The following is a 13,236-nucleotide window of genomic DNA, read 5'->3' as shown; positions in this document are numbered from 1 at the left end:
TTGTTGAACAAGTGCTCGACAGATGGTAATGAGGACTGTAAGCAATCATCAAACCGGAAATATCCGTTAGTACGAGGGCTACTTTACCAAAAGATACTTTATAATAGAACAAAAAAGCAAATCTCTTTTAAAATAGATTGAACCATCCATAATTAAATCGCAATTGAATAAACGAATGATGATTTTTAATTATGGTAAGCTCCATCTGAAAGATAAAAAACAAATTAAAAAAACAGATGAATTACGACGTTATTGTTTTAGGCAGCGGCCCAGGTGGTTATGTAGCTGCAATCAGAGCTTCACAATTAGGAATGAAAGTTGCTATTGTTGAGCGTGAATCATTAGGTGGTATTTGTTTAAACTGGGGTTGTATCCCAACGAAAGCACTTTTGAAAAGCGCTCAGGTTTTCGAATATATTAACCATGCTGCTGATTATGGAATTACTACATCGGGCGCTACAGCAGATTTTGCAGCAGTTGTAAAACGCAGCCGTGGTGTAGCAGACGGAATGAGCAAAGGCGTTCAATTTTTAATGAAGAAAAATAAAATTGACGTAATCATGGGGACTGGTAAAGTTAAACCAGGCAACAAATTAGAAGTAAAAGGCACTGATGGTTCTCAAAAAGAATTAACAGCTAAAAACATTATTATCGCAACAGGTGCCCGTTCAAGAGAGTTACCCAACTTAAAGCAAGACGGCAAAAAAATCATTGGCTATCGCCAGGCAATGGTTCTTCCCGAATTACCAAACAGTATGGTAGTTGTTGGATCTGGAGCTATTGGAGTGGAATTTGCCTATTTTTATGCTACTATGGGAACTAAAGTTACCATTGTCGAGTTCATGGATAATGTAGTGCCGGTAGAAGACGAAGACGTATCTAAACAATTGTTGCGCAGCTTGAAAAAGGTAGGCATTGATGTGATGACTTCAGCAAGTGTTGAATCTGTTGACACCAGTGGTGCAGGTTGTAAAGTTTCAGTTAAAACGGCATCAGGCATGCAAACAATCGAAGCTGATATTGTTCTTTCTGCAGCTGGTATTGTTGCAAATATCGAAAACATCGGTTTGGAGGAAACAGGCATTAAAACTGAAAAAGGTAAAATCGTTACTGATGAATTTTATAATACTTCGGTTAAAGGATATTATGCCATTGGAGATGTTGTAGGTGGTCAGGCACTGGCTCATGTGGCATCTGCCGAAGGTATTATTTGTGTAGAAAAAATTGCTGGTCAGCATGTTGAGCCATTAGATTACAACAACATTCCGGGCTGTACTTATTGCACACCAGAAATTGCATCTGTTGGTTATACCGAGAAAGCGGCTAAAGCAGCTGGTTACGAATTAAAAATCGGCAAATTCCCATTCTCAGCTTCTGGAAAAGCCAGTGCTGCCGGTGCAAAAGATGGTTTTGTGAAATTAATTTTTGATGCTAAATATGGTGAATTATTAGGTGCTCATATGATTGGCGCTAATGTTACCGAAATGATTGCTGAAATCGTAGTGGCCCGCAAGCTGGAAACTACTGGCCATGAAATGATTAAATCTGTTCATCCTCATCCAACAATGAGTGAAGCAATTATGGAAGCGGCAGCAGACGCTTACGGCGAAGTAATACACTTATAGTCGGAAGTCCGGAGTCAGAGGTCCGAAGTCAGAGCGCAGAGCTCCATGCATTAAAAAGTCAAAGGTGTTCAAATTATTTGGACACCTTTTTTGGTTTAAAAACCCGTTTAGCGCTGTCATTCTGAACGCAGTGAAGATCTGCGAAACAAGCATGCGTACAATTGAAAATAACTTTATTAATGAATAATCTGCAAGCGATGAGATGCTAACATAAATAATTCAACAACCAATCCTGAGCGAAACGGTAACCAAAGCCTATGAGTCAGATATTCTTCATCACATTATCAATGACTTGTTTTGACAATTTTCTGTTAATCAATACTTTAACTTAAATTTATAAAGAAATATCCCGCAGATTCGAGAAAAATTACGCAGACTTTATTTTATCTGCGTAATCAGCAGCATCTGCGGGAAATACTGAAAGAATCTCAATGTCATTCATATTGATTCTTATGACTGCGAAGCTGCGAAGCAAAATAAACTATTCCTCAGAATGACAAACCCGTTTGATCCATTATTAATCAAACCTTCCTATTCACCAACCATTACGCTCAGTTAAAACATTTATGCTCTTTACCTGTTCAAAATATAACAAATCATTTTTTCAACTTAAATAATCAACACTATGCATTGGATTTTACTTGTTATCGCCGGACTTTTCGAGGTTGGATTTACAACTTCTCTAAAATTATCAGAAGGATTTACAAACTGGAAATGGGCAGTAGGATTTGTGGTTTGCGTGATCATCAGTTTCGTTTTTCTCACCAAATCAATTGAGCAAATCCCACTAGGTACCGCTTATGCAATTTGGTCGGGTATTGGAGCGGTTGGAACTGTACTCGTTGGGATATTATACTTTAAAGAAGATGCTAATTTTTGGAGAATATTTTTCATCGGATTATTGATCATATCTATTATAGGCTTAAAATTAGTTACACCAGATAAGTCTGCTTAATAATTTAAGTCCGGTCAATATATATACGACAGGTGCTTCACCCCACTCACAAATTAAAGCCTCATTATCGTATTTGAGAAGGAACGACGAAGCAATCTCATCCAATAGCTGTATATAACCCGATTAAAAAATTGATATTGCTCATCAACACAAAACATCATAACTTTAAAGCCAATACATTTATAATAGGGTTATGACTTTACACACCATTGATACAGGTTTATTTAAATTAGACGGCGGCGCTATGTTTGGTGTTGTCCCGAAAGTAATCTGGCAGAAAACAAACCCTGCTGATGCCAATAATCTTTGTACCTGGGCGATGCGATGTTTGCTTATTGAAGATGGAAATAAATTAATTTTAATTGACACTGGTATTGGAAATAAACAGGACGAAAAATTTTTCAGCCACTATTACCTGCATGGCAACGATTCAATGGAAAAATCTTTAGCCAATTTAGGTTTTAGCACAGCTGATATTACTGATGTTTTTTTAACGCATTTGCATTTCGATCATGTGGGCGGTGCAATTATCCGTGAAAATGAAAAGTTAGTGCCTGCATTTAAAAACGCAAACTATTGGAGCAATGAAAAGCATTGGCAGTGGGCTGTTGAACCGAATGCAAGGGAAAAAGCTTCCTTTTTAAAGGAAAACATACTGCCTATTCAGGAAAGCGGACAACTGCATTTTATACCAGAAAAGGAAAACATTGAATGGCAAAAGAACATCAACATTACGTTTGCGTATGGCCATACCGATGCAATGATGCTGCCCAAAATAAGCCACAAAGGTAGAACTATCGTTTATATGGCCGATCTCCTTCCCTCAGTTGGTCATTTACCTTTGCCTTATGTAATGGCGTATGATATGTTCCCTTTAAAAACGTTAACTGAAAAACAGGCTTTTTTAGAAGAGGCAGTGAATAATGATTATATATTATACCTGGAACATGATCCGGTTAATGAATGCTGCACCTTACAAAGAACAGAAAAAGGAATTCGGGTGGCTCAAACTTTTAAATTGAGTGAGATATAAATGATCAAACAGGATAACCGGCTGACGCTAAAGTTATGGCACTATTGATTGTTCTGTGCGTTCAGTGTTTCCGTGACAAAATATAATCTGCGGCTGCTTTACAATCCATAAACCTTCACAAGTTTCAGCGACAATTGCCTTTTATCTGAGCCCTGAAAAAATGCGCTCGCTTTAACATCAGGCAAACATTCTTATAAGCATTGCCCACGGAAACATAGATAACACAGAATCAAGTTCAATATTGTTCCTTGCGTTCAGTGTTTCCGTAGCAAAATATAATCTACGGCTGCTTTACAATCCATAAACTTCGCAAGCTTCAGCAATAATTACTCATTACTGAGCCCAGAAAAATACGGTAGCATTAACATCAGCAACCTTCCTTCCAACTTAATTACCTTTATGAAGTCAAACTTTTCATGTTACTTCCAATGCCATTTTGAAATTCATGATGTTGAAACGGAGCCAATCTATAATGAAACCCGATCTGGTGTCATATTAAAAATTTATTTGATCTTTTATTTGTATTTAATCTAAATAATACCAATTTTTGCATCAGATGGAAAAAGCTTGTATCGATATCAATGAACTGGTTAACGTATTCTCAAATGTTCACGGTTCTATTTATCAGTCAGATAAATTAAATTGCTTTTATGTTGATTTTGGCGGTAAATTCGCTAAATACAATTGCCTGTCTCTTCAAAAATTAAAAAAGGTTGTTGAGCAAATTGATATTGAAGAACTGCTTTTAAATACCCACAGAGCAGATTTCGAATTGGTTACTTTTAACGGTTGTGAGCATATTTACCTGCTTAACGCATTAGAAATAGTGGCACTTAAAGATTTATTGCAGGGCACATTTACAATGTTTAAGTTGAATCACTTAATTAGCGATTGTCTTTATAGATTGGTAGTTTAATTCACTGACTCATATGCTTATAAAGGCGATTACCAACCAATTCCTTATTGTCCTCATCCCCCATCATTTCATCCTTATTTAAACTGATTATAAACACTTATTGATCAGCAATTTAGACTAATTTCATATTGCAAATAAATGTTACAAATGAACAAATTCACTTTACATTTGTATTGTTATTAAAGCACAGAAATTATGAAAGATCTTATGCGTATAAAATGTTTAATATCTCAGGATATTGAAACACTTTTAAATCAGCAAATAAAAAAAGAAGCACACTCTTCATCACTATATTTATCAATGGCATCATGGTGTAACCAGAATGGTTATGACTTTTCTGCTGATTATTTCACAAAGCAATCTGAAGAAGAGCGAATGCACCAGTTAAAATTGTTTAAATATGTTTTAGACATGGGAGGAAATGCCATATCTCCGGAAGTTACTGGAATTAAAACTGACTTTGCGGGATTTAGAGAAGTTTTTGAAGATGCACTTGAAGCAGAAATCGCGATCACTCAAAGTTTTAAAAATCTTGCAGCAAAATGCCATAAAGAACAAGATTTTGTTACAATGGAATTTTTAAACTGGTTCCTAAAAGAGCAACGTGAAGAAGAGTACAAAGCACGTAGAGCACTTGAATTGTTTGAGGTAATTGGTGAAGAAGGTATGGGAAGATGGGAAATTGACAAGCACGTTAATAAAATCTCCTATTCAGAAGAATAACAACTAACAAAACATATATCCATAAGCCATCTTAATTAAAATTGAGGTGGCTTTTTTCTTTTCAATATTTTTTTTACCGAATCTCATAAAAAATAAAAGCTTCCTCAGTTACCCTTGGAAGCTTTTGTAGTTTAGGTTGTTTGGTTTATGTTGATTATGAATAAGTCTTAATTGTTTTATAAAAAAAGCGCCGTTGCCAGCGCTTTTTTTAAACCAAATATATAATAATAATTAACGAGCATTACAAAAGTACAACATTAATTGATATTAGCAACAAAAAATTGAAAATAATTTAAAATATTTTGCAAAAAACACACAAACAACTAAAAATCAACAATAAAAAATAAATAATAACATCAGTAATCTAATTTTAATTAAAATTTTATATAATTTTTTATAATTTTTTGCTTTCAAAATCATACTTTAAGCAAATATTTAAGTCAAATGGTAGAAAATTTTATTAAAAATTACTTAAATCATCCAAAAACATACGATGAAATGTTCCTAAATAGTGACAATTACAGAAATCACTATTCAAATTTCATTAATAATTTTTCAAAAGAATCTCTTGAAAATCTCAACAAAAAAGAAGAGTTAGCAAAAAAACTTTTTATGAGTCAGGGAATTACCTTTACTGTTTATGACAGCGGCGAAGGAATTGAAAAGATATTTCCTTTTGATATTATTCCGCGTATTATCACTTCTGCTGAATGGTCGTTTATCGAAAAAGGGATCAAGCAACGCCTAAAAGCTTTAAATCTTTTTCTGAAAGATGTTTATAGCAATCAGTTTATTATTAAAGATCAGATTGTTCCTATAAATGTGATTTACTCCTGCCCTCACTTTTTAAGGGAGATGCATAATGTAAATGTATTGCATGATATTTACATCCACATAGCAGGCATTGATCTGATCAGAGATTATGACGGAACATTTTACGTTCTGGAAGACAATCTTCGTACCCCTTCAGGAGTGAGTTATATGCTTGAAAACCGTGAAATAACAAAGAGGTTGTTCCCCGATCTAATCCCGCAATGCGGTGTAAGAAGTGTAACGGAGTATCCAACCATTCTTTATAAAAATTTAATGGCACTATCACCCAGGGCTGTTTCCAATCCCACTATTGTGCTTTTAAGTCCGGGAATGTATAATTCAGCTTATTATGAACATACTACGCTGGCCCGTTTAATGGGCGTTGAATTGGTTGAAGGAAGGGATTTAGTGGTTAAAAATCAAAAAGTTTTCATGAAAACCACAACAGGATTACAGCAGGTTGATGTTATTTATCGCCGTGTTGATGATGATTACCTTGATCCACTGGTCTTTAATCCAAACAGTGTGCTGGGTGTTGCGGGCTTGATGGGTGCATACCGCAAAGGCAATGTTGCCATTGTAAATGCAGTGGGTAATGGTGTAGCTGATGATAAAGCGGTTTACAGCTATGTGCCCGAAATGATTAAATATTACTTGAATGAAGAGCCGATCCTAAAAAATGTACCAACTTACCAATTGAGCAATCGCGATGAACTGGACTATGTTTTCGAAAACATCAATAGCATGGTAATCAAGAAAACCAATGGAAGTGGTGGTTATGGAATGTTGATGGGACACGCAGCATCCGAGCAGGAAACTGAAGAATATAAGATAGAGATTTTAAAAGATCCACGTAATTTCATTGCTCAACCAACCATTAGCCTGTCTTCTGCCCCATGTTTCATCAATGGAAAACTGGCGCCACGCAGAATAGATTTACGGCCTTTTGCCTTAAACGGTCCTGATGGGATTTCGATTGTTCCAGGAGGTTTAACAAGGGTTGCACTTAAAGAAGGTTCACTTGTAGTGAATAGTTCGCAGGGTGGCGGCAGCAAAGATACATGGGTTTTAACTTCTTAAAATAATAATATGTTAAGCAGAGTAGCATCAAGTTTATATTGGTTAAGCAGGTATGTGGAGCGCAGCGATGGTATGCTTCGCATGCTAAAAATAAATTATGCATCATCGCAGGATACCATTCAGGAATTTACCTGGAAACCAATTATCAGAATTTTTTCTTCTGATGATGAGAATGAGTTATTAAACATCCAGCACGACAGCAGGGCGGTAATTGAATATTTATTGTTAAACCGCGATAATCCAAATTCAATATTAAATATTGTTACACTTGCCAGAGAAAACGCACGGAGTGTACAGGAGCATATTCCTAAAGATTTATGGCAATGCCTAAATGAATATTATCATACCGTAAAAGATGAAAAACTACTATGGTATGTTCAGAAAGATGACCCCATCACAGCACTGGATGTTTTAATTAAACAGGTAATGCTTTATCATGGTACTGCTGATAGCGCAATGGAACGCGGCGAAAGCAGGAGCTTTATGAAGATTGGAAAACATTTAGAAAGAAGTATTCAATCTATTGATATTTTAGACATCAAATTTAGCTCCATTAGCAGCAACCCGGATCTGCTAACAGACATTGCTTACTGGAAACATTTATTGCTTTCCATTGGTGGGTATGAGCTATACCTTAAAACCTACAGACAGGGTTTTGATGCCAAAAACATCATTGAATTGGTTATGCTGAATAACGATTTCCCGAGGTCGGCACTTTACTCGATGAATAATATTGAGAGATATTTTAATCGATTAAAAAGTGAAAGCAATATAGAACATTACAATAACCTATCGTTCAAAATAGGAAGATTAAAAAGTATGATTACCTATAGCTCAGTAAATACGATGGAAGAAGAACAACTTCATCATTATTTAACAGAAATAAGGGCCGAACTTTTCGGGATCGGCAATCTTTTAAATGAATATTATTTCGCAAATTCATAAAATTTAAATTAATCACCACGATTAGTTTATTAAACAGAATAACATTTATGCCAGTTTTTAAAATCAAACATATTACCAACTACAAGTACGAATCGCCCGTTCGGGATAGTGCAAACCAGATTATTCTGTTCCCGATAAAGGATGATTTTCAAAAAGTGATCAAACATGATCTGAATATTTCAGGTAGTCCTGAAATTGAAATCTTTATTGACTACTATGGAAACGAGGTTGGTACCTTTACTCAGAATGAACCCCATACGCAGTTAAAGATATTCTCTAAAGTTAGTGTAGAAACCTTTCCAAAGCCATTACCGCAGGATGATATGTTTAGCAGTGAACAATGGAACAGTTTAGCGGCCATAAAATATGAAGTCCCTTTTATTGATTATTTAAGACAGGAATCTTTTGATGGAATTATTCAGTTAAAAGAAACTGTACTGAATATTAAAAATGAGGATGATACGCCTTATCAAACCGCGATTAAATACTGTGCGCATGTTTTCAGCAATTATGAATATATTAAAGGTATAACGGCTGTTGATACCACTATTGATGAAATTCTAAAATTAAAGGCAGGTGTTTGTCAGGATTTTGCGCACGTTCTTACAGCCATGCTTCGTTTAACCGGCATCCCAGCCAGATATGTGAGTGGTTATATTTGTCCGAACAGAGATGGCATGCGTGGTGAAGGCGCTACTCATGCCTGGACAGAAGCTTATTTACCAGAATACGGCTGGCTGGGTTTAGATCCTACAAACAACTGCATTGCAAATGAAAACCATGTGCGGCTGGCTGTTGGCAGAAACTTTGCAGATTGCTCACCAGTGAAAGGCGTTTATAAAGGTGGTTTTGAACACATTATGGAGGTAAATGTTTCCGTTGGTTATAATGATGAAGATTTTAATGATCATGAGAACTATTTCCAGCCAAAAGAAGTGAATTATACCAAACCATCAGGAATAATAACCAATGCCCGAAAACAAAACAGCTACCAGCAATATATAGAGGCAATGCAGCAACAGCAACAACAGTAGGCAGTTTTCAGTTTTCAGTAGGCAGATCGCAGTTGGCGGTTAGCATCAAAAACGCTCATAGGTTTTAAGATCTGCGGGGGCTAAAGCACAGAACTGTAAACTGACAATTTAAAACTACTAACTGATACAGTTTTTTTTTCTAAATTTGCGGCTTTTACAAATAAGAATATGATTAAAAGACAGCAAATTAAGGATTTATTAAAGTCGACAGCATTTGACACAGAAGTAACGGTTATGGGATGGGTTAGAACTTTCCGTAATAATCAGTTTATCGCTTTAAATGATGGAAGTTGCATGGGCAATATCCAGATAGTTATCGATTTTAATAATTTACCCGATGAGCTGTTAAAAAGAATAACCACTGGTGCGGCCATTTCTGCTACTGGTAAACTGGTAGAATCGTTAGGAAAAGGCCAAACAGTAGAGATTAAAGCCACAAACGTTGAAATTTTAGGCGATAGCGATCCTGAAAAATTTCCTTTACAACCTAAAAAGCATAGCCTCGAATTTTTACGTGAAATTGCTCACTTGCGTTTCCGCACCAATACTTTCAATGCTGTTTTCAAGGTTCGTCATGCATTGGCTTTTGCCATTCATCAGTTTTATAACGAACGTGGTTTTGTATATATGCACACTCCGGTAATTACAGCCAGCGATGCTGAAGGAGCCGGAGAGATGTTTAAAGTAACCACATTGGATTTTGATCACACACCACGTACCGATGATGGCAAAGTAGATTTTTCACAGGATTTCTTTGCCCGTGCTACAAATTTAACGGTTTCAGGTCAACTGGAAGGTGAATTAGCTGCAATGGCTTTCGGTAAAATTTATACTTTCGGTCCAACTTTCAGGGCTGAAAATTCAAATACCACCCGCCACCTGGCTGAGTTTTGGATGATTGAACCAGAGGTTGCTTTTGCAGATTTAGAAGATAACATGCAACTTGCAGAAGACATGATGAAGTATGTGATTAAATATGCTTTAGATCACTGCAAAGAGGAATTAGAATTCTTAAATACACGTTTGGCTGAAGAGGATAAACAAAAGCCTCAAAACGAGCGCAGTGAATTAGGTTTACTAGAAAAATTAGATTTTTGCTTAGCTAACGATTTTGAGCGTTTAACTTACACTGAGGCGATCAGAATTTTAAAGTCTTCAAAACCAAATCAAAAAAAACAATTTAAATATTTAATTGATGAGTGGGGTGCTGATTTACAAAGTGAACACGAAAGATATTTGGTAGAAAAGCATTTTAAAAAACCTGTTATTTTAACTGATTACCCAGCTGATATCAAATCTTTCTACATGCGCCAAAACGAACCTGATGCTGAAGGCAGACAAACCGTTGCGGCAATGGATATTTTATTTCCAGGCATTGGCGAAATGATTGGTGGTTCTCAACGTGAAGAACGCCTTGATCGTTTAACCAAACGGATGGAAGACATGAATATTCCACAAGATGAACTTTGGTGGTATTTAGATACCCGTCGTTTCGGTTCTGCACCACACGCAGGTTTTGGCTTGGGCTTTGAACGCTTAGTATTATTCGTTACCGGCATGACAAACATCCGTGATGTAATTGCATTTCCTCGTTTCCCTAAAAACGCAGAGTTTTAGAAAGGTAGAAGGTTTGAGGTTGAAGGCAGAAGGTTGTAAAAACCACCTGCTAAGAACCGTTATTATTATCAGCATGGTCTATTAAAGGCCTTTTTATAGTGAAAAAACTAGCATTCATTGTTCTGGAGCTCAAGACAATGAATGCTGGTTTTTCTTTTTTAATAATCATTGGGCAAGAGTTTCCAATTGTCTTTCTGAACACAGTGAAGACCGCGAAGCAACTACGAAGTAAATCCTTGATCTACTGGCATTGTACCTGGTTTACTGCTGAATTGTTATTGGTGTTATTAAAGTTTAGTGTTTCATCGGGTGCGGATTCTTCATACCTCAGAATGACAGGCACATCCACATGCTCTCCTTTCTGAACGCAGTAAAGACCGTGAAGCAGCTACGAAGTAAACCCTGATCCAAACCTAAAAAGTTAATGTCCCTCATTAGGCATGGTATCATGGTATGAATTCGCATGAGCATAATCAACAGCAGAAACTTTATAATCAGTTGGTGCAAAACTTTGCGAAGTACTTAAAGCCATTCCCAACTCAAAACGGGTTGGATATGGCGTTTGCAATAAGCTACCTGCCGGAATATATGGAAAACTCTCTAAATACGATTGCATTAAGCTCGGGCTAACCCTTCTGTTAATATATGCCCGGCTAAGTTGAGCAGGCTCCCGAAGTCCCGCAGCACCTAACAACTCTACTGCGCTGGCAACCGTTAAATTATGAAAATTTTTAACCCTAACCGTTTTGTCTTCGACTACTAAACCTTTCATCAGGCTTTGATCTTGGGTGGCCACACCAGTCGGACAGGTATTGCTATTGCATTCCAAAGCCTGAATACAGCCTAAGGCAAACATCATTCCGCGGGCGGCATTACACATATCTGCACCCAAAGCAATATTTTTTACCAAATCAAATCCGGTTGATACTTTTCCTGATGCGATAATTTTGATGTGTTTTTTAAGGTCAAAGCCATTCAATACATCATAAACAAAAGCAACCCCCTCACGCAATGGCATACCCACTGAATTTGAAAACTCCTGGGGTGCTGCACCTGTTCCACCCTCTCCTCCATCTACGGTAATAAAATCAGGGGAAATACCCGTTTCTATCATTGCTTTGCAAATGGCATAAAATTCACTCTTACGACCAATACATAATTTAAAGCCAACAGGTTTTCCACCAGAAAGATCTCTTAACTTTTTCACAAACTGCAATAATTCAATTGGTGTACTAAATGCAGAATGTGCAGGAGGTGATAAAACATCCCTACCTTCAGGAACCAAACGGATTCGGGCCACTTCTGCCGTTACTTTTTTTGCAGGCAACATACCGCCATGACCAGGTTTAGCACCCTGAGATAGCTTTATTTCGATCATTTTTACCTGATCAGTTTTAGCCCGCTCTGCATAAGCATCGTAGTTAAATGTCCCATCATCGTTCCGGCAACCAAAATAACCAGTACCAATCTGCCAGATTAAATCCCCACCAGGTTGACGGTGATAATCACTTATTCCACCTTCGCCGGTATTGTGCGCAAAGTTGCCCAGTTTAGCACCACCATTTAAGGCCAGAATTGCATTCTGACTGAGTGAGCCGAAACTCATCGCCGATATATTATAAATACTTGCTGAATATGGCTTTTTACAATCCGGACCGCCAACCAAAACCCGGGGATAGGAATTTAATTCATGGTGTGAAATGGCCGCTATGCTATGACTTAACCATTCATAACCGTTATCATAAACATTAAGCTGTGTACCAAAAGGAATGGTATCGTTATCTTTTTTTGCACGTTGATAAATTAAAGATCGGTTCAATCTGCTATACGGCGTACCGTTCGTATCGCTTTCTACAAAGTATTGATAAACTTTTGGCCTTAATTCTTCCATGAAATATCTTAACCTGCCAAAAACAGGATAATTCCTCACTATGCTATGTTTCGGTTGATATAAATCATAAATGCCTAGTATTACAAACGGACCCGTGAAGATGAAAGTCCACCATAGAAAGGGATGGTACAGGCCCAGCATAATGGTTAGGGCAACTAAAAATGCGGCAATCGCGATGAAAGCTTTTCTCATGTTTTGTTAAATTATATGTAGTATCTACATTGTAGAATAACAACTTTGTTATTTTCTACTTTATATACCAATTCTATGTTCTAAATTAATTCTCCCGGACCACTATCCAAATATTGATGTTTAGCGGCCCGGGGCTTCTATTTCTTCAGGAGTATACTCAATTTCTTTTATCAAAGTATTTATTTGCCTGAGAATCGATTCATCAACAGATTGCTAATAGAGATCGTCTCCCAGGCCACATCAAGAAATAACTTATTCATGATCAGTCAAGTCTTGCTCCTTTGCTATTTTTTTATAATCTTTTAATTCTTGTTCAAATCTAAGTGCATTTTTTGGACTTTTTAATAAATAAAAAGTTTCTTGCATGCTATCGTAATCTGCTTAGACAGAACCACAATATCCTCCTCCTTTT

10 protein-coding genes are annotated in these 13,236 nt (G+C 36.7%); 9 read left to right on the top strand and 1 reads right to left on the bottom strand.

Going from position 1 to position 13,236, the window contains the following annotated elements; all coding sequences use genetic code 11:
* The first annotated feature begins 236 nt into the window (after positions 1 to 236).
* The 9 genes from lpdA (at position 237) to asnS (ending at position 10,741) form a co-directional block, all read left to right on the top strand.
* Complete coding sequence (gene lpdA, locus DU508_RS00445; protein ID WP_115400883.1) at positions 237 to 1,625, top strand: dihydrolipoyl dehydrogenase; 1,389 nt, start codon at positions 237 to 239, stop codon at positions 1,623 to 1,625.
* Between the two features lie 625 nt (positions 1,626 to 2,250).
* A complete protein-coding gene (locus DU508_RS00440; RefSeq protein ID WP_115400882.1) occupies positions 2,251 to 2,580 on the top strand; it encodes a DMT family transporter in 330 nt (109 codons plus the stop codon).
* A gap of 193 nt (positions 2,581 to 2,773) precedes the next feature.
* The gene (locus DU508_RS00435; RefSeq protein ID WP_115400881.1) at positions 2,774 to 3,613 is read left to right on the top strand and encodes an MBL fold metallo-hydrolase; all 840 of its coding nucleotides are present in this window, start codon (positions 2,774 to 2,776) and stop codon (positions 3,611 to 3,613) included.
* Between the two features lie 556 nt (positions 3,614 to 4,169).
* Positions 4,170 to 4,529: a hypothetical protein gene (locus DU508_RS00430; RefSeq protein WP_115400880.1), complete on the top strand. Its 360-nt coding sequence runs from the start codon at positions 4,170 to 4,172 to the stop codon at positions 4,527 to 4,529.
* Between the two features lie 195 nt (positions 4,530 to 4,724).
* A complete protein-coding gene (locus DU508_RS00425; protein WP_115400879.1) occupies positions 4,725 to 5,252 on the top strand; it encodes a ferritin in 528 nt (175 codons plus the stop codon).
* Positions 5,253 to 5,696: 444 nt separating this feature from the next.
* Positions 5,697 to 7,145, top strand: coding sequence for a circularly permuted type 2 ATP-grasp protein (locus DU508_RS00420; RefSeq protein WP_115400878.1), 1,449 nt, complete (start codon positions 5,697 to 5,699; stop codon positions 7,143 to 7,145).
* Positions 7,146 to 7,154: 9 nt separating this feature from the next.
* Positions 7,155 to 8,090, top strand: coding sequence for an alpha-E domain-containing protein (locus DU508_RS00415; RefSeq protein WP_115400877.1), 936 nt, complete (start codon positions 7,155 to 7,157; stop codon positions 8,088 to 8,090).
* Positions 8,091 to 8,137: 47 nt separating this feature from the next.
* Positions 8,138 to 9,124, top strand: coding sequence for a transglutaminase family protein (locus DU508_RS00410; RefSeq protein WP_115400876.1), 987 nt, complete (start codon positions 8,138 to 8,140; stop codon positions 9,122 to 9,124).
* 168 nt (positions 9,125 to 9,292) lie between these two features.
* The gene (gene asnS / locus DU508_RS00405) at positions 9,293 to 10,741 is read left to right on the top strand and encodes an asparagine--tRNA ligase (protein ID WP_115400875.1); all 1,449 of its coding nucleotides are present in this window, start codon (positions 9,293 to 9,295) and stop codon (positions 10,739 to 10,741) included.
* Positions 10,742 to 11,162: 421 nt separating this feature from the next.
* Here the strand turns inward: asnS and DU508_RS00400 are convergent, their stop codons facing one another.
* Positions 11,163 to 12,824 (bottom strand): FMN-binding glutamate synthase family protein, encoded by a 1,662-nt coding sequence (locus DU508_RS00400; protein WP_115400874.1) that lies wholly within the window; start codon positions 12,822 to 12,824, stop codon positions 11,163 to 11,165.
* Positions 12,825 to 13,236 lie beyond the last annotated feature (412 nt).

Origin of the sequence: Pedobacter chinensis (assembly GCF_003339865.1) — a bacterium.
Taxonomy (GTDB): Bacteria; Bacteroidota; Bacteroidia; order Sphingobacteriales; family Sphingobacteriaceae; genus Pedobacter; species Pedobacter chinensis.
The sequence above is the reverse complement of the archived record's forward strand: the minus strand, read 5'-3'. Positions and strand labels throughout refer to the sequence as shown.